The 21,632-nt window shown below is 47.9% G+C and carries 24 protein-coding genes and 2 pseudogenes; 10 read left to right on the top strand and 16 right to left on the bottom strand.

The features are described 5' to 3' along the window. Window positions 1-493: 493 nt before the first annotated feature. Window positions 494-1,246, top strand: coding sequence for a hypothetical protein (locus TURPA_RS16995; RefSeq protein WP_014804525.1), 753 nt, complete (start codon window positions 494-496; stop codon window positions 1,244-1,246). Between the two features lie 295 nt (window positions 1,247-1,541). Here the strand turns inward: TURPA_RS16995 and TURPA_RS16990 are convergent, their stop codons facing one another. The 3 genes from TURPA_RS16990 to TURPA_RS16975 all read right to left on the bottom strand — a co-directional run bounded on the left by TURPA_RS16990 (window position 1,542) and on the right by TURPA_RS16975 (window position 4,372). After that, window positions 1,542-2,210: an SH3 domain-containing protein gene (locus TURPA_RS16990; protein WP_014804524.1), complete on the bottom strand. Its 669-nt coding sequence runs from the start codon at window positions 2,208-2,210 to the stop codon at window positions 1,542-1,544. A gap of 315 nt (window positions 2,211-2,525) precedes the next feature. Further along, window positions 2,526-3,725, bottom strand: a complete 1,200-nt coding sequence (locus TURPA_RS16980; RefSeq protein ID WP_014804523.1) for a HEPN domain-containing protein — start codon at window positions 3,723-3,725, stop codon at window positions 2,526-2,528. Between the two features lie 44 nt (window positions 3,726-3,769). After that, the gene (locus TURPA_RS16975; protein ID WP_014804522.1) at window positions 3,770-4,372 is read right to left on the bottom strand and encodes a hypothetical protein; all 603 of its coding nucleotides are present in this window, start codon (window positions 4,370-4,372) and stop codon (window positions 3,770-3,772) included. A gap of 196 nt (window positions 4,373-4,568) precedes the next feature. Between TURPA_RS16975 and TURPA_RS24395 the strand changes: the two are divergent. Further along, window positions 4,569-5,129, top strand: a pseudogene (locus TURPA_RS24395) (hypothetical protein). Between the two features lie 516 nt (window positions 5,130-5,645). Here TURPA_RS24395 and TURPA_RS16965 read toward each other — a convergent pair. Continuing rightward, complete coding sequence (locus TURPA_RS16965; protein WP_041948627.1) at window positions 5,646-6,395, bottom strand: DUF2441 domain-containing protein; 750 nt, start codon at window positions 6,393-6,395, stop codon at window positions 5,646-5,648. A gap of 236 nt (window positions 6,396-6,631) precedes the next feature. On the opposite strand from TURPA_RS16965, the gene TURPA_RS16960 reads away from it, so the two are divergent. Continuing rightward, window positions 6,632-7,030, top strand: coding sequence for a ribonuclease E inhibitor RraB (locus TURPA_RS16960; RefSeq protein WP_014804519.1), 399 nt, complete (start codon window positions 6,632-6,634; stop codon window positions 7,028-7,030). Between the two features lie 366 nt (window positions 7,031-7,396). On the opposite strand, the gene TURPA_RS16955 is transcribed toward TURPA_RS16960, so the two are convergent. Continuing rightward, window positions 7,397-8,128, bottom strand: a complete 732-nt coding sequence (locus TURPA_RS16955) for a hypothetical protein (protein ID WP_014804518.1) — start codon at window positions 8,126-8,128, stop codon at window positions 7,397-7,399. A 347-nt stretch (window positions 8,129-8,475) separates the two neighbouring features. After that, window positions 8,476-8,871, bottom strand: coding sequence for a hypothetical protein (locus tag TURPA_RS16950; RefSeq protein ID WP_014804517.1), 396 nt, complete (start codon window positions 8,869-8,871; stop codon window positions 8,476-8,478). A 1,264-nt stretch (window positions 8,872-10,135) separates the two neighbouring features. Here TURPA_RS16950 and TURPA_RS24390 point away from each other — a divergent pair. The 3 genes from TURPA_RS24390 (at window position 10,136) to TURPA_RS16925 (ending at window position 11,302) form a co-directional block, all read left to right on the top strand. Further along, window positions 10,136-10,651, top strand: a complete 516-nt coding sequence (locus TURPA_RS24390) for a hypothetical protein (RefSeq protein WP_014804515.1) — start codon at window positions 10,136-10,138, stop codon at window positions 10,649-10,651. A gap of 100 nt (window positions 10,652-10,751) precedes the next feature. Beyond that, entirely contained in the window at window positions 10,752-10,982 is a 231-nt protein-coding gene (locus TURPA_RS16930; protein WP_014804514.1) for a DUF433 domain-containing protein, read from the top strand. Beyond that, a complete protein-coding gene (locus TURPA_RS16925) occupies window positions 10,979-11,302 on the top strand; it encodes a DUF5615 family PIN-like protein (RefSeq protein WP_014804513.1) in 324 nt (107 codons plus the stop codon). The genes TURPA_RS16930 and TURPA_RS16925 overlap by 4 nt, the downstream gene beginning before the upstream one ends. 313 nt (window positions 11,303-11,615) lie before the next feature. Here TURPA_RS16925 and TURPA_RS16920 read toward each other — a convergent pair whose 3' ends face one another. Together TURPA_RS16920 and TURPA_RS16915 are read right to left on the bottom strand one after the other, a co-directional pair. Next, window positions 11,616-11,795, bottom strand: a complete 180-nt coding sequence (locus tag TURPA_RS16920; protein ID WP_014804512.1) for a hypothetical protein — start codon at window positions 11,793-11,795, stop codon at window positions 11,616-11,618. After that, window positions 11,785-12,264: a type II toxin-antitoxin system VapC family toxin gene (locus tag TURPA_RS16915; RefSeq protein ID WP_014804511.1), complete on the bottom strand. Its 480-nt coding sequence runs from the start codon at window positions 12,262-12,264 to the stop codon at window positions 11,785-11,787. The genes TURPA_RS16920 and TURPA_RS16915 overlap by 11 nt, the downstream gene beginning before the upstream one ends. A 258-nt stretch (window positions 12,265-12,522) precedes the next feature. Between TURPA_RS16915 and TURPA_RS24385 the strand changes: the two are divergent. Then, a pseudogene (locus TURPA_RS24385) lies at window positions 12,523-13,000 on the top strand (hypothetical protein). A 15-nt stretch (window positions 13,001-13,015) separates the two neighbouring features. Continuing rightward, window positions 13,016-13,201, top strand: a complete 186-nt coding sequence (locus TURPA_RS23595) for a hypothetical protein (protein ID WP_157210535.1) — start codon at window positions 13,016-13,018, stop codon at window positions 13,199-13,201. A 282-nt stretch (window positions 13,202-13,483) separates the two neighbouring features. Here TURPA_RS23595 and TURPA_RS16900 read toward each other — a convergent pair whose 3' ends face one another. The 6 genes from TURPA_RS16900 to TURPA_RS16875 all read right to left on the bottom strand — a co-directional run bounded on the left by TURPA_RS16900 (window position 13,484) and on the right by TURPA_RS16875 (window position 19,067). After that, on the bottom strand, window positions 13,484-14,143 hold the full coding sequence (locus TURPA_RS16900) for a phospholipase D-like domain-containing protein (protein ID WP_014804510.1): 660 nt from the start codon (window positions 14,141-14,143) through the stop codon (window positions 13,484-13,486). A 295-nt stretch (window positions 14,144-14,438) separates the two neighbouring features. Beyond that, the gene (locus tag TURPA_RS16895) at window positions 14,439-15,590 is read right to left on the bottom strand and encodes an MFS transporter (RefSeq protein WP_014804509.1); all 1,152 of its coding nucleotides are present in this window, start codon (window positions 15,588-15,590) and stop codon (window positions 14,439-14,441) included. Then, the gene (locus tag TURPA_RS16890) at window positions 15,587-16,321 is read right to left on the bottom strand and encodes a class I SAM-dependent methyltransferase (protein WP_014804508.1); all 735 of its coding nucleotides are present in this window, start codon (window positions 16,319-16,321) and stop codon (window positions 15,587-15,589) included. Before TURPA_RS16890 ends, TURPA_RS16895 begins: the two co-directional genes overlap by 4 nt. Continuing rightward, the gene (locus tag TURPA_RS16885; RefSeq protein ID WP_157210560.1) at window positions 16,321-16,986 is read right to left on the bottom strand and encodes a GNAT family N-acetyltransferase; all 666 of its coding nucleotides are present in this window, start codon (window positions 16,984-16,986) and stop codon (window positions 16,321-16,323) included. Before TURPA_RS16885 ends, TURPA_RS16890 begins: the two co-directional genes overlap by 1 nt. After that, the gene (locus TURPA_RS16880; protein ID WP_014804506.1) at window positions 16,967-18,067 is read right to left on the bottom strand and encodes a HesA/MoeB/ThiF family protein; all 1,101 of its coding nucleotides are present in this window, start codon (window positions 18,065-18,067) and stop codon (window positions 16,967-16,969) included. Before TURPA_RS16880 ends, TURPA_RS16885 begins: the two co-directional genes overlap by 20 nt. Next, a complete protein-coding gene (locus TURPA_RS16875) occupies window positions 18,060-19,067 on the bottom strand; it encodes a S66 family peptidase (protein ID WP_014804505.1) in 1,008 nt (335 codons plus the stop codon). Before TURPA_RS16875 ends, TURPA_RS16880 begins: the two co-directional genes overlap by 8 nt. A 578-nt stretch (window positions 19,068-19,645) precedes the next feature. Here TURPA_RS16875 and TURPA_RS24380 point away from each other — a divergent pair. After that, a complete protein-coding gene (locus tag TURPA_RS24380; protein ID WP_157210559.1) occupies window positions 19,646-19,831 on the top strand; it encodes a hypothetical protein in 186 nt (61 codons plus the stop codon). Between the two features lie 272 nt (window positions 19,832-20,103). Further along, complete coding sequence (locus TURPA_RS23585; protein ID WP_157210558.1) at window positions 20,104-20,289, top strand: hypothetical protein; 186 nt, start codon at window positions 20,104-20,106, stop codon at window positions 20,287-20,289. Between the two features lie 305 nt (window positions 20,290-20,594). Here TURPA_RS23585 and TURPA_RS16860 read toward each other — a convergent pair whose 3' ends face one another. Continuing rightward, window positions 20,595-21,059, bottom strand: coding sequence for a hypothetical protein (locus tag TURPA_RS16860; RefSeq protein ID WP_014804503.1), 465 nt, complete (start codon window positions 21,057-21,059; stop codon window positions 20,595-20,597). 273 nt (window positions 21,060-21,332) lie between these two features. Beyond that, the gene (locus tag TURPA_RS16855) at window positions 21,333-21,614 is read right to left on the bottom strand and encodes a hypothetical protein (RefSeq protein WP_041948619.1); all 282 of its coding nucleotides are present in this window, start codon (window positions 21,612-21,614) and stop codon (window positions 21,333-21,335) included. Window positions 21,615-21,632 lie beyond the last annotated feature (18 nt).

Below are 21,632 nucleotides of genomic sequence, written 5' to 3'. Positions count from 1 at the left end.
GCCAGACGACATGCCTTAGTGTATGGAAGATCAGTGGCTTCGTCAATTATTTATTAGGGAGCGACCGACATGGATGTCGGGCGCCAATGCGGTTTTGCCAAATCATGGCAGCCAACGTTAGATTTACCTGACGTCGATGGTGCGCCGCACAATAAATGCAGTCTTCTTAGCGAAGCCGCTCTTGGCGCGCCATCGATGTGCCGCAGGTGGCTGCGTTGCGCCCGCCAATTAAGCTCGACAGAGCGCGGGCGTCAACGCATTTCAGGCCACCGGAGGCCGAGCACGCGAGGAGCTACGGCACCGCAGCGAGCGCAGCAGGTAAATCTTGTTGTCTGAAGTAATTGCGCCTGTGAGCTCCGGCAAGGAGGCCGGGGCGATGAGGGACGGATTCTCATAACTTGTTTCTTGTAATACTGAGAATCTTGCTTTACGGCCTGAAAATCGGCGGTAAAGCACGGCCTAGCGAGGGGCAACTTCTTGCATATTGAGTCTTATGCTTCTGAAAAACATTCTAATGTTGCTAATCGGTTTTACCGTATCGACTGCCATACATTACTTTCTGTTGGGAGGATATTTCTGCTTACTTGAATTGCTGACAATGCACTCTACGTTTAGAATTAGTGAATTCCGGGGTTATTTTTTGAGATTTAATGGAATAGCCCTCGCGGGGGCTGTATTGCTTTTGATCACGCTGTTATTATTCCGCAAAGATCGGTTATATCGGAGGCTGGTCAGGGATATTCCTGCCTTTCTTTGCCTGATAAACGCCATCAGCCTAATGAGTATTTCGACAAATTCTATTTTTCCTTATCAGTATCTTCCCTGGGTTATGCATTTATCTGTCCTTGCATTGACGGCCGTCTATTTCGGCATTAGTGTTTATAAGGGGTTTCCCTTCTATATGGAAAGGATCAATGTTTACTTGAAAGATCAGACACTTGATATTCCGATAATTGACATTAGGGAAGTGATGTCTCAAAATCGACAAAATAGATTTTGGGTTATTGGTATTCTCACAATCATAGTCATGATTCCTTTGATTTCTAATGCGGCTTATGATCGGAATGAAGGTGACCTGTTTCTGCTCGTTTATTCTCTAGCGTTACTTATTGCAGTGTTTGAAATGTCATGGATAAGCACCGTAATGCTAACTTCTATGATCCATAGTAGATTCGCCCCCGAGATCAGGGAGTTAATAGATGTTGACGCGAAGAAAATAGATGTCAAAAATAAAAAAGTCCTTTAAGGGCTTACTTTCGATCTCGGATCAATAAATTATGACAGGATCCCCGCGCCGACACGATGTCGGCGAATAATAAAGGCGCAATTATTTCAGACAACGTTGATTTTACCTTGACGTTTTTGCTTGTGGCGTCTTCGTCACAAGCAAAAATGTGCCCGAAGCGCCTGCCCGAGCCCGCCAATGCAGGCCCATTGGCCGGCGGGCGCAGGGCATCTTTGGCGCGGAGCGGCCGAGCACGCGACCCAACGAAGTGGTCGCGCGCGCAGCAGGTAAAATTTGTTGTGCGATGGAGCTGGGCTCACGGCGGATTGTTCGTTAGAATAAGCATCTTTGGGCTGTCATAAGAAGCAGCTATGGCAAGCTTCTTTTCGCATTGAGTCACTACAAAGATGCCCTCATCATGACCAGGAATGATTTCCTTCAGGCCAGACGGTAAATTCATCTTTTCGCACCCTTTGCCACCAACAATGCGGTCCGATAAGCTCGTTGCACGCAAAGTAAGTTTACCACCGAAGACGTCATAGCTACCCTCTGCTATGCGCTCTCGATTGCAAGATGTGCCCCATCCAGATATGCGTTCCGAGCGATATTTAAAGGCCGGGAGAAAGATCAAATGCCAAGTATGTTCACTGTATTCAAGCCCAGTGCAACCATTACCAAACACGAATCTTTTATGCGCCAATAGCTGACTGAGTTCATCGGTTAAGAAATAGTCAAATACGTAGCCGGTTTTTTCGCGCCAGGCAACTTTAGCCCAATTTCCGGTTCGACCGCCCACGCTAACAGCAATTCCGTCGACCGAAAGTATACTGACTTTCTCCGCAAATGGAATCAATGCGACTTTTTTAGCAGATGCATCTGGCGCACTGCGCAAGAACAAGCCGTCGGTAGAGGTTACATATAATATCGCCCCTGCTTTTGAAATTCCATTTGGGTCTTTCGAGTCAGCCTCTCTCTTTACAGTCATACTTCGACCGCAGCCCGTTGTTAATAGAAACAAGATGAGCAAAAATCGCCTTAAGAATATGTTCATTGCCCAGCTCTTTCGCACAACGGTGGATTTACCTGACGTCGATGGTGCGCCGCACCATAAATGCGGTCTTCTTACTGAAGCCGCTCTTGGCGCGCCATCGATGTGCCGCAGGTGGCTGCGTTGCGCCCGCCAATAAAGCTCGACAGAGCGCGGGCGTCAACGCATTTCAGGCCACCGGAGGCCGAGCACGCGAGGAGCCACTGCACCGCAGCGAGCGCAGCAGGTAAATCTTGTTAGGTGCCGTTGCGCTTAGTTAAGTATATGTTCATCAAGGGCTTCAAGTGTCCAAATTTTTCCCGCCATTAGTCCTTTTAAGAATTCAATCAAAACCGCGCGGGAAATTTGGTGACTGAATTCGAGATGGTTGGCTAATTCGGTTTGTTTTGTATTTCCATGCACGATGTTGCTCCGCTTATTATAAGCGCTCTTTACACCTTTATAAATACGTTGTCTGTCGGCGGCATCTTTTCCGCACAATTTAGCGGCGCGCATACCGAGTTTATAAGCAATCGCTTCCCCTTTTTCACCCAATAGAGCTTCGAGGGCTATCATCAGATCAATGATATCATCAGAATCGGGACTCAAGCGTTGATTTGTGCGCTGGATTCTCGCGATGGCTATCTTAAGCCGCCCAGCAAAATCTCTATTATCATTAATATACAATGGCTCGGAATTATCCAGAATCTCGAGAACATTTGTATCCGAAGCTTCGAAGACATAGGATGCGGACGGGAAATATTCTGGTCTTGCAACTCGGAGCCCAAATGTCATAGGTGGACTCGATATCCAGCCCGGTTTAATGCAAAACGTATAGATATTGTGAATATCGATGAAACCACCTTTTATCAAACGAAGAAATTTCAAAATTCTTTCGAACTCAGATGACATTTGCACACCGCCGGGATCGCTATCAAGTTGCCAGTGAAAGGGTGCCTTCGCTAATATGAATACGTCTTTATCAATGTTTTCAAAACGACCAAATATTCGCTTACAACGGAGCCATTCGGCTTCGGTCATTTTTCTGATGCTAAACTCACGCCACAGACTGATACTGTACATAGAACTTTGAAAACCTAATATCGGAGCTATTGAAATGTATTCAGCCTCTTGAGAAGATAATGATTCTACATAATTCTGTACGATTGTTTTGATTAGCGGAGAATTGCTGTCTAAACCACCAGTTTCTTCGACAATACTTTGGATAAGAGCAAAAGCCGGATTTATCATTACAGTCGGGACGATGAGTCCCGGCTTTTGCCGAGCCTTATCATATGTCCTAAGGCCGTTCTCCCAAAGAAATGTTTCTAGCCGCGCAAGTTTTGGTAGCTTGCCAGCCTTAGATAACGATTCAATTTGAAATATGAAAGGATCTTTCCCTTGTTTGCGAGGCCATATGGCCCCAATTTCCGGGATGCAATCCTTTACCTGTTCCAGAATCGTATCGATCATAAACGTTAGCCGCTTACGGAGCCAATGAACCCACGCTCATGTCTCTATTTCTCGCAGACTTTGCTTGCAACCCATTCTTTTCCGAACAGAGAATCCTCGCCTGATAACTTCAATGCTTCCGAGTACGTTTGGTTCATTTTCACCAAATCTGCCTTATTCTTGATCGTGAGCTGTGAACCATCCATATAGGTAATTTCGATCCGCTCCACCTTTACGCACCTAATTGTTGAATTATACCAAATTGTGGAAAAGGCGCCGTTGTTTTGTCGATCAAGTTCGTTATAGGCCGCGGCATCTTGCTGATCTACGTTGCGAACTGATGGTATTGGCCCGGTAAATGACAATCTGGCTTGCACCTTATTGCCAATCTCAGATGCCACGCGGTCCCCAACTGCATTATAGGGGGACAAGACAAATATGAGATACTTCATTGCTTTGGTTGATGTATTTCGAATTTGCACCGTTAAGCCAACGCCACCTGCCGAGTCTATATTCAAACGTGCAATGTCATAGATTAATGGCAGATTCTGTGCAGTTGCCTGCTGATCTGCACTCGCATTTGCCGCTTGTTTCTTTTCAGTAAAGCTGGTACACTTGGCTGAAATGCCAACCATCAAACTGGTCAATATTAGTAATTTATATCTCATAAAAGTCTCCTTAAAAAGTTTCGTGCGCAATGGCACCTAACGCTTGATTTTACAAGACGATTTGGGGTGTGCCGTCTTCGGCGCAACCCAAATTGTGTCGAAGGCGACTGCGGCGCACCCGCCAATAAAGCTCAACTGAGCTGCGGGCGTCGACGCATCTTCGTCGCCGAGACCGAGCACGCCTTTCGCGTAGCGAATGGCGGCGCAGCTTGTAAAATCTGTTGCCCGCCGTGCCGACTCGCGAGCGCGACGTCGCATCGATCGGGCAGGGGGCATAGCTTTCAAGCTCGCGATGCGTGGCCTGCGAAGCCGCAATACCGAATTCGAACGCATAGCAGGATTTCTGACGCACACAAACATCGAAGCCAGGAGCGCCAACCAAGCAGTCGTGCTTGCGCCAACCGCCAAACTCTAATCTTCACCGAATTAGCAAGCCGCAAGCTCGACTGCACACAGTGCCTCCTCTATTTTTCGGCCACGCATAGGCATGGCGGGCAACGTTGATTTTACGCTGACGTTTTGACTTGCTGTGTCTTCGCAGCAAGTCAAAATGTGGTCGGTAGCGGCTCGCGGCGGCGCGCGAAAATACACCTCCCGGTGTGCGCGCCGTCCGCGATCTTTGCCGCGAAGACCCGAGCACGCGAGGAGCTACGGCACCGCAGCGGCGCAGCGCGTAAAATTTGTTCTAAGCCGTTGCCGTCAAGCGATCGCTAGAGGGCAGGGCGTGGCGTGTTCGCAAAACCCGCACTTTACCTGACGAGCGGCGCGAGGTCTGCAAAAAGCGGAGTTCGCGAGCTCTCGCTAATTCCCGCCGCGTACGAATCAACCCAGACTCGCGAACGCAGTGCGAGACGAAACCTGATCCATCGCGCCAATAACTCTTAGCGGGTTTTGCGAATACGCCGGGGTGAGATTCTGCAGCGATCGCGGAGCGTCGCGATCTTCAATTGTAGCAGTTGTTACACGACTAGCTTTCAAGCCTGGCGGGGGCTTTCAATCAATAGGAGCTCTTAGTGATAATGATACTCTTCGCGACGCTAGGCAATGGCTTAGAACGTTGAATTTACCTGACGTTTTTCGACGGTTCTGTCATTATTTCAATTTGTAAAGCCATTTCCCGTCGAAAAATGTGCCCGGAGCGCCTGCCCGAGCCCGGCAAAACCAAGCTCCCGCTTGGCCGGGCGCAGGGCATCTTTGGCGCGTAGGGCCGAGCACCCGAGGAGCAACGGCACCGCAGGGAGCGCAGCAGGTAAATTTTGTTGTCTGTCGTGATTCACTCAGCGGCACGATTTCCAGTAAATTGCCTGAGATTTTCTGCGTCATATGAGTTAACTAATTCTATTGCGCCATCTATGAGATATTCATACTGTGGTATCTCATTAAAGGGATTGCCTTTCCAATATTGTTCAATGGCTGTTGTATCTCGATTGGTTTGATAGATCTCCAGCCATTTTGAATCTGCCCGGTGAATGCGCAAAGCGTACTTTATGCGAACTTGCAGAATCACCGGATCACCTGAATAGCCAAACATATTTGCTAACATTAATCGCCCGTCGAGCGAGTCTTCAGCCAAATATATGCACATAAGTCGGCTCGGCAGCTTGGGATTAATTTTGCGCCGAAGCTTTTCGCATGTTATTTCAAATTCTGCTATGCTATGAATCTTTTGGACTTGTTCCATAGATAGCCAGCGCGTCTCAGACTGTCCAATACCGACCTGCAGCCCATTCCGGGCCCAGCTTGACATCAGAACTCTTTTGAGTCTTGGAGACAAAAACATTTCGTATTCAGCCAGGTTGCATAGGAGGCTATCAGGATCAATTGTGTAGACAGGGTGCTCAGTTTGAAATGTTTCCCATTGCGCCAATGAGGCTGTATGCATTGACTTTGTGAAAACAAGATTATGACACGCCATCTGATCCTTCGTGTCAATACGGTGAATAAATTGTGTCTTGTGAATCATGACAGACAACGTTGGTTTTACCTTGACGTTTTGGCTGGCAGCGTCTTCGCTGCAAGCCAAAATGTGCCCGGAGCGCCTGCCCGAGCCCGCCAATGCAGGCCCACTGGCCGGCGGGCGCAGGGCATCTTTGGCGCGGAGCGGCCGAGCACGCGAGGAGCTACGGCACCGCAGCGAGCGCAGCAGGTAAAACTTGTTGTCTGCCGTTGTTGCTTCGGTAGCGAGGCCAGGGAGGGCCGAGCGCAAAATATTGTTTACTATAAATACTGCATGCCGATACAGGCCCAATCGAGGTTTAAATGTTAATCAATTACAATAAGGTTTTCGCTTTCTTGTGTCTCATATTGAGCTGCAAGGCACCAGTTAATAAGGGAATACCATTATCACCTGAAGAACGCCAGGCAACCCGGGATGCGGTTCAGCGCTTTATCGATGGGGGATCAAACGCCAACAAGCCTCATGATTTAGAGTTTATTATAGCGCTCAAACCCGATAGCAATTTAAAGCAACTAGAGGCGGACGTGAAGGCGTCAGAATTCCAGTTTTATTCTGTTGGCATTTCTAAAAAGGATTTTATCGCAAGGCGCCTGATGAAACTTGATTTCGAGGCGATTGTAAATATTGAATCGAGGCTGATGTACATTGCACAGAAGAGTAATGCTAAGTATGAAGGTTGGGGTGGGTTCGAAGTAGATTAAAGGCATAATCGTCAAGTCGAAGGAGGGCAAGCCTTGCCTAGACAGAGCAGCCACCGGTATATGCTCATGATAGCCCGCATGGAGGCGGGCCAGTAAAATTTGTCTTGCAACAATGGCAGACAACGCGGGTTTTACCTTGACGTTTTTGCTTGTGGCGTCTTCGTCACAAGCAAAAATGTGCCCGAAGCGCCTGCCCGAGCCCGCCAATACAGGCCCACTGGCCGGCGGGCGCAGGGCATCTTTGGCGCGGAGTGGCCGAGCACACGACCCAACGAAGTGGTCGTGCGCGCAGCAGGTAAAACTTGTTGTACGAAGAATCTGCCTGGTTAACAGCGGCAAAACAAGGATGTTTTGCCGACGCCCGCTTCACTTGTCACTCTTTAGATTTAGTGAAAAGAGAATATCTTCCACTTCTTTGTCTGTAAGCCGGCTCTTCTCGGGTATTGCGCCTAGGGGACCTGCGACGTGAAATACATGCGTATCCGTTCCCCTATCAAGCATGAATTCATGGTGGTATGTGAACATGTCGCCCCATTTTAAGTAATAGCCGATACCAGGCTTATTAACCTTGTTTGCCTTGAGATAGCCAAATACCATAGGGTCTTCTTTTAGGCGCCTTTGTAGATAATCCTTCAGTGTCAAATTACGGTAAATCTCATAATAGACTTCGGTTACGCCTGCTTCTGTTCCACGGACTTCTGGATGCGCCTTTAGGTGGCGAGCTAGCGACGTGTCGATAAATGAGTACCTTTCCCACGTAAGCGGAGTTTTGGATTCGGGAAACCGTTTCTGGTTTAAAGTTTGGTTTTCGATCCTAAAATCAAGGTACCCAGGAAGAGCAAATTCAACATTCGGAATCTGGGTCATGAGCCGCCATTTGGGTCGAAGAGCAGGCACCTGCACGTCCAAAGTCTGACTCTGCTCAAAATCAGCTATTGTCTTGAACTGTGGCCGATTCTCCAATTCTTTGCGAACGCTTTCTGGTAGCGGCGGAGGCCGGTACGCATGTTGCGGTATTGAAGGCGCAGCCTCCTCTTTGCATGTCGCAGGGAGAATAGATAATATCAAAAATAGGTAACGGCCATGGGTGTTTTTCATAGGATGTGCTTACTTCTGAAATTATGTTATCAACGTAAACCTATTCACAATCTCTGTGCCGACAGGAAGTCGGCATATATGAGCGTGGGAAAAAGTCTTCGCAGATTTTTCGTACAACGCTGGATTTACCTGACGTCGATGGTGCGCCGCACAACGAATGCAGTATTCTTACAGAAGCCGCTCTTGGCGCGCCATCGATGTGCCGCAGGTGGCTGCGTTGCGCCCGCCAATTAAGCTCGACAGAGCGCGGGCGTCAACGCATTTCAGGCCACCGGAGGCCGAGCACGCGAGGAGCTACGGCACCGCAGCGAGCGCAGCAGGTAAATCTTGTTGTCTGACGTTGCCAACTAAGCAAAGTAGCCATAGACAAGCAATGTGACCAAAAAGACACAGGCATTCAGGACTGTCTTTTTGAGGAATACGAAACTGGCTATTCGCAGCGGAATAATACCCACAATAAAGGCATAGACGCCGCCTTTTCCTTGAAATCTTTCATAGCGCTCAAATGTTTGCAAAAGATCATATTCATAAACACCAAGTACAAGAAGCACGAAAAAGAGCCAAATGTTAAGGCTTTGTGATTCCAGTGGTGCCTTTGGGTCACTGAGTTTTACGTTAAGCCAGCTCAGAAAGTCATTGATTAGTTTTGCCCCTATAAAGGCTGTGCCGGCAAAGACAAGTAGCACCAACCAGAACGCCCACCAGTGCTGATTGAAGGATGAATAATTATAAATGACGTCCATTGGCAACACTATGAAGAGAAAAATGGAGAATATATTGGGCCATGATTCAAGAAAGCCTGCTTGTACATCGGTTTCACCAATATTAACCGCAATTTGTCGCCCACGGAAATATAGCTTTTGGCCAAACTAAAAACCCAATCGAAATGCAAGGACAACACCCATCGAAGTTGAAAACTGAAGGCGTGTACCAAGCGTGACCGGAAGTATTGCGATAACTATCATTAGTGTAAAGGGTGTTGCCACAAACAGGAGCGTCGCCAAAAAGTCGAAGTCACGGAAGTAATTCCGCAGCGTGAAGGGGACCTGATACTTTTCGGAAATAAGAAAACCCAAATAGAAGCCGCTACAAAAAAAGGCCAAGGACGTTAAAACTATGCTCAAAAAGGCATTGAATAAAATGTCATTTTCGACCGGTATCAACTGGAAGTCTAAACGCGAAGCAAGGGCCGCCGCTATGATTAAAAAAATATCTAGCCACAAATCGCGTAAAATTAGTTTAAATGGCATACTTTGTTGGCAATGTCAGACAACGTTGATTTTACGCTGACGTGCGCCTGCGGGTGTAAAGTGTTTTGTATTTCAACCATTGCGTTTTACGCGAAGCGCATGTGCCCGTAGCGCCTGCCCGAGCCCGCCAATGCAGGCCCATTGGCCGGCGGGCGAAGGGCATCTTCGGCGCGTAGGGCCGAGCACGCGACCCAACGCAGTGGTCGCGGCGCAGCGCGTAAAATTTGTTCTATGTCGTTGCCGTCAAGCGATCGCTTAGGGGGTAGGGCTGTGGCGTGTTCGCAAAGCCCGCACTTTACATGACGAGGCGTTGGAGGTTTAAGCAAAGCGGAGTTCGCGAGGCCTCGGTAATTCCCGCCGCGTACGAAAAAACGAAGGCTCGCGAACGTAGCGCAAGACGAAATCTGATCCATCGCGCCGACAACTCTTCGCGGGTTTTGCGAATACGCCTGGGTAAAACTCTTGCAGCGATCGCGGAGCGTCGCGATCTTCAACTGTAGCATCCGTTACACAACCAGCGTTCAAGCCTGGAAGGAGCTTACAATGACGAGGCGCTCTTTGGCTTTTCTACTTCTTCGCGACGCTAGGCAATGACATAGAACGTTTGATTTTGCAAGACGATTTGGGGTGTGCCGTCTTCGGCGCAACCCAAATTGTGTCGAAGGCGACTGCGGCGCGCCCGCAAACAAAGCTCAACTGAGCTGCGGGCGTCGACGCATCTTCGTCGCCGAGACCGAGCACGCCTTTCGCGTAGCGAATGGCGGCGCAGCTTGTAAAATCTGTTGCCCGCCGTGCCGACTCGCGAGCGCGACGTCGCATCGATCGGGCAGGGGCTAGTCGCTCTCAAGCTCGCGATGCGTGGCCTGCGAAGCCGCAATACCGAATTCGAACAAATAGTAGGATTTCTGACGCTCACGAACCTCGATACCAGGAGGGCCCACCGAGCAGTCGTGCTTGCGCCAGCCGTCAAACTCTAATCTTCACCCAAATAGCAAGCCGCAAGCTCGACTGCACACAGTGCTTCTTCTATTTTTCGGCCACGCATAGGCATGGCGGGCAACGTGGATTTTACGCTGAGGTTTTGGCACCGTCTTCGTTAAAGCCGTATTTTGTCGACCATATAGAAGGTGCCAAAATCTGCCCGGAGCGCCTCGCGGCAAAGCACAAAACAAGCGTCCCGCTTGTGCTTTGTCCGCGATCTTCGGCGCGCAGGGCCGAGCACGCGAGGAGCCACGGCACCGCAGCGGCGCAGCGCGTAAAATTTGTTCTCTGACGTAGTTGCGACTATGAGCCCGGGCATGGAGGGCCGGGCGAATTTAAGTATAAACCCTAATTTACTTGTCAAATCAGCTTTCTATACATAAGTTAACAGCATGCAAGTTGATTGGTTAGGCTGCCCAGGGGTTGCTGTCAACCCCGACATCCTTAGTGGCGCTTACCGTTTCCAAGGAACTCGGGTGCCAATAGAGGCTCTTTTTGCAAATCTTGCCGACGGGGCAACTTTGGATGAATTTCTATCTTGGTATCCAGGTGTTCGTAGACAGGATGCAGAATCAGTGCTTCGTTTTGCAGCACAGATTCTTAAAACACCTCAACCCGTTTGAAAGTATTATTTGATCAGGGTGTACCTGCACCTTTGCGAACATTTTTATCCGGGCACTCAGTCGAAACAGCTTATGAAAAGGGCTGGCAGCAACTAAAAAACGGCGAGTTACTCAATGAGGCTGAGCAATCTAATTATGATATATTTATTACTACCGATCAAAACCTCAAATATCAGCAAGCTCTTGCGAACCGCAGAATTTCTATTATAGTTCTAAGCACAACCAGTTGGCCGAAAATTAGGACTCAAACATCTCTGGTTATTGCAGCAATAGATCGAGCAAAAAGCAACTCGTTCGAGGAAGTTTTATTCAACACTTAGGCTTTTGATCGACCCCAATGCGCCGGCATGGATGCCGGCGAAAGACAAGTCGCAACTATGTCAGAGAACGTTGGTTTTACCTTGACGTTTTTGCTTGTGGCTTCTTAGTCACAAGCAAAAATGTGCCCGAAGCGCCTGCCCGAGCCCGCCAATGCAGGCCCACTGGCCGGCGGGCGCAGGGCATCTTCGGCGCGGAGTGGCCGAGCACGCGAGGAGCTACGGCACCGCAGCGAGCGCAGCAGGTAAAACTTGTTGTCTGAAGTGATTTGCCACTTTGTACGCCGCATTTTTCGGCAAGGATGCCGAAAAATGGCTACTTAGCTTTTGCACTTGCTAATTCTGGTCTGTATTGCTTAAGCTTGAGGGAGGCCTTAATGTCTGCAGTCTCCAATCTCAATTTTTCGAGCAACTGTGAAGTTGTCAGACCCTTGTCGGCTTCGTAAATCTTATCCTTCCAGGCTCTGACTTCTTCTAATGACTTGTCAACTTTCATCTTCGCTCACCGCCATTGGCACCATCAGTTCCAAATGCTTTCCATAACCGCGCAACAAATTAATAGCGTTGATGGCTTGCATTCGCCTGTAGTTCGCCAAGTGTTTCATATTCCAACTTAGTAGCGCGTCAAGCTCATAAACGGTGGCTACGGCAGCATGCCTGCAGTCAACCTCGCACCGGGGAGGGAGGATTTTGGCTTCCAAATAGGCTTGAGCTAGGATTTCAACCTCTTCTGATAGATCGATAATCTGTGGCTCATATTTTTGTATCAATTCGCGAAGTAAAAGCTGCGTATTCGGATTGGCCTGACTGATTTCCCTCAATACCTCATCAGAAATAAACAACTCATACTGATTTCTGGCGTAGTTTTCAAAGAACTGCCGGGTTATATCCCTTTTTTCAGGAGCATCATCGGCATAGTAAAAGTTCCAAACCGATGTCTCTAAATACAACTTAACTGGCTTCAAATTGCTTATTCCTTGAGTAACCCTGCTTGAATTCGCTTCGGCAATGGCCCGTCAAGGATGACGGGGAGCAGGGCGAATCTGTTGGCAAATCATTTCAGACAACGTTAGATTTTACTAGACGATTTGGGGTGTGCCGTCTTCGGCGCAAACCAAATTGTGTCGAAGGCGACTGCGGCGCGCCCGCCAATGAAGCTCAACCGAGCTGCGGGCGTCGACGCATCTTCGTCGCCGAGACCGAGCACGCCTTTCGCGTAGCGAATGGCGGCGCAGCTTGTAAAATCTGTTGCCCGCCGTGCCGACTCGCGAGCGCGACGTCGCATCGATCGGGCAGGGGCCTATTGCTCTCAAGCTCGCGATGCGTGGCCTGCGAAGCCGCAATACCGAATTCGAACAAATAGTAGGATTTCTGACGCTCACGAACCTCGATACCAGGAGGGCCCACCGAGCAGTCGTGCTTGCGCCAGCCGCCAAACTCTAATCTTCACCCAAATAGCAAGCCGCAAGCTCGACTGCACACAGTGCTTCTTCTATTTTTCGGCCACGCATAGGCATGGCGGGCAACGTTTGATTTTGCAAGACGATTTGGGGTGCGGCGTCTTCGGCGCAACCCAAATTGTGTCGAAGGCGACTGCGGCGCGCCCGCCAATAAAGCTCAACTGAGCTGCGGGCGTCGACGCATCTTCGTCGCCGAGACCGAGCACGCCTTTCGCGTAGCGAATGGCGGCGCAGCTTGTAAAATCTGTTGCCCGCCGTGCCGGCTAGCGAGCGCTACAGACCTTCGATCGGGCAGGGGCCAATCGCTCCCAAGCTCGCGATGCGTGGCCTGCGAAGCCGCAATACCGAATTCGAACAAACAGCAGGATTTCTGACGCTCACGAACCTCGATACTAGGAGCGCCAACCGAGCAGTCGTGCTTGCGCCAGCCGCCAAACTCTAATCTTCACCCAAATAGCAAGCCGCAAGCTCGACTGCACACAGTAACTCTTCTATTTTTCGGCCACGCATAGGCATGGCGGGCAACGCGGATTTTACAAGACGTTTTGACTTGCTGTGTCTTCGCAGCAAGTCAAAATGTGCCCGGAGCCACTCGCGGCAAAGCGCAAAACAAGCGTCACGCTTGCGCTTTGTCCGCGATCTTCGTGGCGGAGCGGCCGAGCACCCGAGGAGCCACGGCACCGCAGGGGCGCAGCTTGTAAAATTTGTTATGCGCAGTAGCTGATTAAGCTGAATCTGCCCAGCACTCTTTGCATAATGGCTTCGCCAGCGAGCTTGGCCAATCCCTGCCACAGATATGGCAATATTTCTCTTTGTAATTTGGATCACCAAACTTTTTCCAGGCACTAAAACACGAGGCACACAGAGGCTTTTCTGGATTTTCGGCAATCGGTTCGGCGCAGCGAATGCAGAAAGCATGAGTGACGTCTTTTACAAAATTCTTGATGGAGCGGATAAAAGTGTTTAGTTTTTGGGATGCCGCGATTATTGAATCGGCCTCACGTCTCACTTTTTGGTAAAGATCAGCAGAATCAGTACTATTGAGAAGAATACCCATTTCGCGGTTATTTTCTGAGGCATCATACAGGTTCATTGACGTAATCAGCGCAGTTGATTCATTCATGTAGCATTTTGCGTGCAGGTTTTCCAAGTATTTGAGTTCAATGCCTCTAATTGAGCCAAGATTCATTTCTTGCATAAACTTTTGATTTTGGTCACGAAATACGAAAGTAATCTTCACGCGCCGCTCGGAAGCATCATGCATGTGATCGATATAGAGTGGAGAAATCTGAATGTAGGGTGAGATTAATATGATCTGTTGTTTCGCCTCGGTAATTATTGAATCAATTTCACCAGAGATTTGCTTTGCAGTTAAGAATTTCATGAAAGTTACCCCGATCAGCTATTGCGCATAACGTGGAATTTACACGACGTTTTGGCTGGAGGCGTCTTCGCCGCAAGCCAAAATGTGGTCGGAGCGGCTCGCGGCGGCGCGCAAAAGCAAGCGTCCCGCTTGCGCGCCGTCCGCGATCTTCGCCGCGCAGACCCGAGCACGCGAGGAGCTACAGCACCGCAGCGAGCGCAGCGTGTAAATTTTGTTGTGCGACGAATCTGCAAGCATCTAGACTTAAGCCACCCCCGCCACGGATGGCGGGGGTGGAGTCGGTATAAGATGTTTGTTATTCACCCTCCGCAGCTCGGAGTCTCTGTTGCGAGAAAAATTGTATCAAACCAAAGAGCAGAAGAAAGCAAAGCACAAAACCTGCTATAGAAGGTAATATGTATTTGGCGGAAATATGTTGGTACCAATAAGTGAAGATGACAGGCGCAATGAATAGACCAAAATCCGTGAAAGCTGCATACTGACCGTAGGCATTAGCAAATTCCTCTTTTGAGAAGTATGAACCGATGATGCTCTTTCCAGTTAAAAAAAGGATGGAGGCTGATATACTTTCGAGACTTATCCATAGGTAGAAGAAAAATGGATTCGTTTGCAGCGAAAAAATGCAGAAACTTAATCCCATCAGGGTAAAAGCTAAGATGAATATATTCTCGATTTTTAAGAATTTCTGGAGAATCAGGCCGAATCCTTGACCAATGATAAAAGCAATAAAGTTCACAGAGAAGAAAATCGGTGCCATTTTTGGATCTTTTATCTCATTAAGAGCGTATAACGGTAATATGGGCTCTAAGGCGCCATAAATAATTTGAGCCGTAAAGACGGGTAGTGCAATTATTACGATTCTGAGGTTAGGTGAGAAACTCAAAGTCCGTCGTGTTTCAAGCAGCATTGATGATTTCGGGAAGAAAAAGAAATAAATTGAAATCAAAATCGCGACCAACAATTGCAATTTAAGACAGCTTTCGACAGAAATGAGAAGCAGGAAATGATTCAAAATGGGGCCCACCGTCAAGCCTATGCCAACAAGAACGATTCTAAGTGAAAATAATTTCGCGGGACTCTCAGAGACACTTCGGATTATTGTATCCAGTGTTACGAAGAAAATTCCATTGATCAAGCCAAAACCTATACCGGCTAGAATGAGTTTTATAGGATGTTCAAATTCATCTATCAGCAGGAGGCTTAATAAGAATATGCCGAAAGCATTTACCATACCCGCAACTACGAATCCATACCGTGAAATTAGGGCGCCAAAAAAATACTGAGAAAAGACCCGCGATAGAACTGAAATACTAAATAGCAGGCCGATTGAGATTATTTCAAAACCCTTTGCACTGAAATAGGGGGTTAAGTTTGGGAGCATCATGCCCCAAATGAGGCTGCTAAAAAGGGAAGTGGTCATCACTACATGTATATGAAAGAGTTTCATGAACGAATAAGCTTGTACGAGCAGGCCGCTAGGTATTTTGCATTTTCACGAAATGCGCTAAAATATTCATTTAATTTCGGTCTATCAGGATGCCATTTTGAGAACAGGAAAAAATGCATATTCTCCCGCCATTCACGAAAAAAACGAGACCATGGCTTATTCCGTGGAGTCGAAATAATCTCTCCAATGGTGAACCCTGTTTCTCCATATAAGGCAAGCCAATCATCTAAGCTATATGGTTCAAATTTCTTCCCCATTAAATCGCTCATTTTCTGAATCAGAGCTTCTGGAGGCCGTTCTTTATAATAGAACTCCGTCGTCAGAAATATGCCACCCGGTTTTAAGACTCGTTTGATTTCCGAAATCCCTTTTTTTCGATTAGAGAAAAATGCAGTGGCCCCCTCGCAAATTACAACATCGTAATCCTTATCAGGTTGCGCATTCGCTTCAGCTTGCAGCACTGTGAAATTCACGTTTTGAATATTTTGCCTTTTCAAGTTCTCTTTTGCTGATGCTATCATGCCCGCACTTTCATCGATGCCTATGACCGCAGCGGCACCTCGCTTTGCAGCCATTAGTGATGTTCGGCCGACACCGCATGCGACTTCGAGTATCTTTGGAGAAGCTTGCCAATTCACCCATGACAGTAATGTCTCTGTTGCGGCCAAGCCACCGGGATGTAAGTAAGCGTGGTTGAACTTAGCCAACAGATTAAAGTAATCGGTTTGCATCAATCGCCACCAATTTGGAACGTTGCACTCTTAATGTCTGCGGACGGCATATTTTTTAACCGGGCTTTTAAATATCTTTGGTAATCGTTCCCAGATGCTTCAAATTCTGCAACGAGCTTATGATAACTCTCATCGAAAAGACTTAATCGGTACTCGTCGTAGTATTTTCCCCAGAAAAAAACCTCTTTGATGAATCGACCTTCCACAACCCAATCTATTGCCTGTAAAGCACGCATGATACTCTTTCTTCTTTCAGTCAGGTGCATTTTGATTTTTCGGTAATTCAACGTTTCAAATACATAACGCGCAGATATGTGGATTACCTCCAAAATGGCCGTGGGTTTGGCTCGCAATTTTTTTTCTAGGTAGATGCCTTGTTCAATGACCCTTGCCTTTTGACTGATATTTGAGTAATACACCAGCCCGACAGGATTTTTATTAGGATCATCATTCGCAGCAATAATAAAATAGCGAAGCGATTCATTATTCAATAAAACGTTTCTATACCAAGCAACAGTTTCAAAGACTGAATAAATGACATTACGCATCCTGTACAGATCAGCATTATCCCAATCCATCTGGAGGTTTTGAAGGAATGGCACATGCCTTTCCTCCATCGGTAGCATGCAAAGATTTGGCCCAGGTTTAATCATTTTTTCTCCCACATTGTGTGCAATTTGGATTTTTTGGGTAGGGTTCGTAATCTATTTGATTTTTTAGGAAATTGTATGTAAGCCGTTGGTTAAGAAGCTGCGATTCCTCCATACCTAAAAGGAGCTTTATAGTCTCCAAGACGACGAACGAGCTAACGATACTGTTTATCGGCCCGAAAGACGGAGCTTGAAATCGATCTTGTATGGCCTTCAGATCTGCGTTTTCAAAGTCATGAATTTTCGCTTCGGCACACATTAAGCATGAAGTTTTATCGGGAATTACAATGGGGCCCACCACACCAAGAATTTCGATATAACCTGCAAAAGCGTAGGAAATTTTTCTGCGATAAGCAAATTCATCCAGCCAGAAATGAATTTTCTCCGGTTTATCAGCACTTTGGATGATGAAATCGATGCCCGCAAAATCGATTTCGGGCAGAATTTCGTCAAGATCACCGTAGTTTTGGATTTTTTTCTCAATGCCGATGACATTGATAAAGGGATTAAAATTTCGCAGCCTATTTACGGCAACCTCTATTTTCGATTTTCCAACGTCCGATGGCCCGTAGAGTATTTGTCGCGTTAAATTACTCGTTTCAATGAAGTCTGAATCTATCAGAATCAAACGACCGACGCCACAGCATGCCAAATTGTACGCGACCCACGAACCAATCCCGCCGACACCAAGGATTGCAACAGTTGCTTTTGCGAGTTTCTCTTGATGCCAGATTGGATTCTCAGTAAATATGGAATAGAAAAGAAGGTGGCGATCATATCGAATAATTTCCTCCGTCGATAACAGTTCAGATTTGTGTTCCGGAAGCAACAACCCAGCATCAATCAATGCCCTAACTTGGAGGAAAATTTCTGCTTCTGAAATCTTATGGGCCTTAGACAGGATATCACAAATTTCCCCCAAGGATTTAGTACCGTCCAAATGGGCCAACAAAGAAAGCGTCACGTCATTTCCCTGAACCTGCTTTGCGAGAATTTCGTCATAACCTAGGGAGACAAGGTGTGGAAATTCGCTAACGTTCGAATTTTGATAATCCGATATGCGATAGAATTTCTTGAGCTGAAAGCGTTCACGCAACGACGGCCGCCTCTGTAAATGCAACGTCTTGCTTAGCAGTATCCACTTTGACATGAATGAGCTGCGGAAGAGTGAGAACTGGGTCAGAATGCCCGAAATCAACGTTTGCAATGACCGGAATTTTGTAGCGACGACCAAACCGTCTCAGTATTCGCTTCAAAGGGTATTTAGAATCAACTACTTTGTAGCCGTATGATCTGCCGAAAACGATTCCTTTTATCTTTTCAAAGACGCCAATATTCTCTAAGTGTGTAAGACATCTATCAGTTATCTGCGTCGATTGCCCTTCCTCTTCGAGAAAAAGCACTTTATCTTGCCATATTGGTTCCCAGCGCGTCGCAATCGTCATCATTAAGGTGGTCAGGTTTGCTACCAGAGAGTAACCTTCGGATTTCCCCTCGTGGCAAATTATCCAGCCGGAATTGGGCTGCATTTGTTTGGGGCGACTATCGTGCGTCCCCCAAGGCAAAAGCTCTTCGGTAAAGACCTCGCTTACTGGTAGACTGCCGATGGGAATCGGCTGAAAGGCTTTCTTAAAGTTCCGGAGAGTAAAATCGATTGGTCCGCCGAAATCACCAAATTGAGGCATTATTGCTGGCCCATAAAAAGTGACTAAATTCGTTTGTTTAGTAATTGCCATGTGCAAATTCGTAACATCACTATAGCCAACTAAGATTTTCGGATTTCTTTGAATCAGATCGTAATCAATATGGCGCAGCAATTGATTCGAATTGAAACCACCGATAGCGCTGATAATCATGCCTACTTCCGGGTTTTGAAATAGATCGTGAATATGCCTGACTCGCGCGCCGACAGTACCAGCCACATGACCGTTCTTGGCAAAAACTCGCCTATCTTCGATAACTTTGAGCCCTAAGGCTTTAAGATTCTGAATCCCTCTCTCATATCTTTGGCGGAAATTGTTTGGGGCTGGGCTAGCAGGTGCGATGGTTCCGACGGTCATGGTACCGACCCAAGCTTTTGGAAATAATCTGGTCATATATTACCTTTGATAAGTTTTGATAGTAGGTATAAAATTCAAAGACTCAGCTCGAAATCGAGCTGAGTCGGCGAAGCTAATTAATTAGCGCCGCCAGTGCGAGTAATCTTCTTGGCTGTTTTTTCGATTTTCATAAGTTTCTCCTATTGGTTTTATTGGTGCCGCAAAAACTTTCGGCATTACGGGATAGGAACCTCCAGATCACGGCGGCAATTTTTTTTTCAGATCTCCGCGAAGGCTTAAATCGCCTAAATGACAAATGTGTCATTTTCTGATTTGCGCCGTTCTAAAGTTGACACCCCCTTGAAGCCTCTTATGCCCGAATTCATGAGCCGTGCTGACAGGAGGTCAGCACAGAAAAGGAAAATTTTGCAGATTTGTCGCACAACGTTTGATTTTGCAAGACGATTTGGGGTGCGGCGTCTTCGGCGCAACCCAAATTGTGTCGAAGGCGACTGCGGCGCGCCCGCCAATAAAGCTCAACCGAGCTGCGGGCGTCGACGCATCTTCGTCGCCGAGACCGAGCACGCCTTTCGCGTAGCGAATGGCGGCGCAGCTTGTAAAATCTGTTGCCCGCCGTGCCGACTCGCGAGCGCGACGTCGCATTGATCGGGCAGGGGCCAATCGCTCTCAAGCTCGCGATGCGTGGCCTGCGAAGCCGCAATACCGAATTTGAACAAATAGTAGGATTCCTGACGCAGACAAACATCGAAGCCAGGAGCACCCACCGAGCAGTCGTGCTTGCGCCAGCCGCCAAACTCTAATCTTCATCCAAATAGCAAGCCGCAAGCTCGACTGCACACAGTACTCTGCTATTTTTCGGCCACGCATAGGCATGGCGGGCAACGCTTGATTTTACAAGACGATTTGGGGTGCGTCGTCTTCGGCGCAACCCAAATTGTGTCGAAGGCGACTGCGGCGCGCCCGCCAATAAAGCTCAACCGAGCTGCGGGCGTCGACGCATCTTCGTCGCCGAGACCGAGCACGCCTTTCGCGTAGCGAATGGCGGCGCAGCTTGTAAAATCTGTTGCCCGCCGTGCCGACTCGCGAGCGCGACGTCGCATCGATCGGGCAGGGGCCAATCGCTTTCAAGCTCGCGATGCGTGGCCTGCGAAGCCGCAATACCGAATTCGAACAAATAGTAGGATTTCTGACGCAGACAAACCTCGAAGCCAGGAGCGCCAACCGAGCAGTCGTGCTTGCGCCAGTCGCCAAACTCTAATCTTCATCGAAATAGCAAGCCGCAAGCTCGACTGCACACAGTGCTTCTTCGATTTTTCGGCCACGCATAGGCATGGCGGGCAACGCGGAATTTACCTGACGTTTGGTGACACTTGTGTCATTAATGCAGTCAGGAAAGCCGCCTTGTGTCACCAAATGTGCCCGCAGCGCCTCGCGGCAAAGCACAAAACAAGCGTCCCGCTTGTGCTTTGTCCGCGATCTTCTGGCGCGTAGGGCCGAGCACGCGAGGAGCTACGGCACCGCAGCGAGCGCAGCAGGTAAATTTTGTTGTGCGATGGACGCGGGCTACACATATTCAGACCGTATCTCTACTTTTAGAGGCTTCAATTTCTGTAGCTTATCAATGAACTTTAGTCCCTTAACAAAATCAAATGTAGAAGCCGCACTTTCGGGGTCATGGAACCATTGATTCCCTTGTTCTTTTGAGAGTTCCGGAGTTTCGGCAAAAAATAGCGTAGCGTGTAATTGGCTTATTGCGTCGTCATCTGTTTTGCTCGATTCAATAAACTGCCGCGTAATGTCAAATTCGAAGAAAGCACCTTCTCCCCAGTCATAGGTTCCCCATTGGATCAGCAGCATATCGCCGTCGGCTGATATATCAACTTCCTCAAATCGAGTATTCAAATAAAAATCGACTATTTGCTTTAGTAAGGTCTCCGGGGATAATTCGGACGGCTCCAAGTTAGAGTTCTTGATTTGTGATAAAAGCAACTTTTCTGCCTTTTTCGGGAGTAAGTCAGTTTCTTTCATATGCCGTTTCGTTCAGAATAATGTGTATTTGCCCGCGTCTTTCGCACAACGCAGAATTTACCTGACGTTTGGTGACGCTTGTGTCATTATTTCAACCTGTAAAGCCTATTTGCGTCACCAAATGTGCCCGAAGCGCCTGCCTGAGGAGCACCAAACAAACGTCCCGTTTGTGCGACGAAGGCATCTTTGGCGCGTAGGGCCGAGCACGCGAGGAGCAACGGCACCGCAGCGAGCGCAGCAGGTAAATTTTGTTGTCTGAAGTGGCGCATGGTATTAATGCATGCACCCCATTTCTTCCCACTCTGGTTCGGCCCAAGAATTGTCGTACTTTTCTTTACCGTCAACTGGATGTAAATCTGTTGTTATGAGCTGCAATTCAATGTGATTAGAGCCTCTGTCAACAAATTCGTAACGAAGACGCGTTTTCAATTCATCTTTACCGAATTTTTCAAAAAATGTCGCTTTGCAATTTTTGAGACAAGGCAAATCTTCATCATGGCATTGGTCATTGCAATAGTCTTCGCGAGATTCTGAGCTTACGGCGGTTGCGATCAAATTCCCATTTTTGACGGA

Source organism: Turneriella parva DSM 21527 (assembly GCF_000266885.1).
Taxonomy (GTDB): domain Bacteria; phylum Spirochaetota; class Leptospiria; order Turneriellales; family Turneriellaceae; genus Turneriella; species Turneriella parva.
Note: the sequence above shows the minus strand (reverse complement) of the source record. Positions and strands in the feature narration are given on the sequence as shown.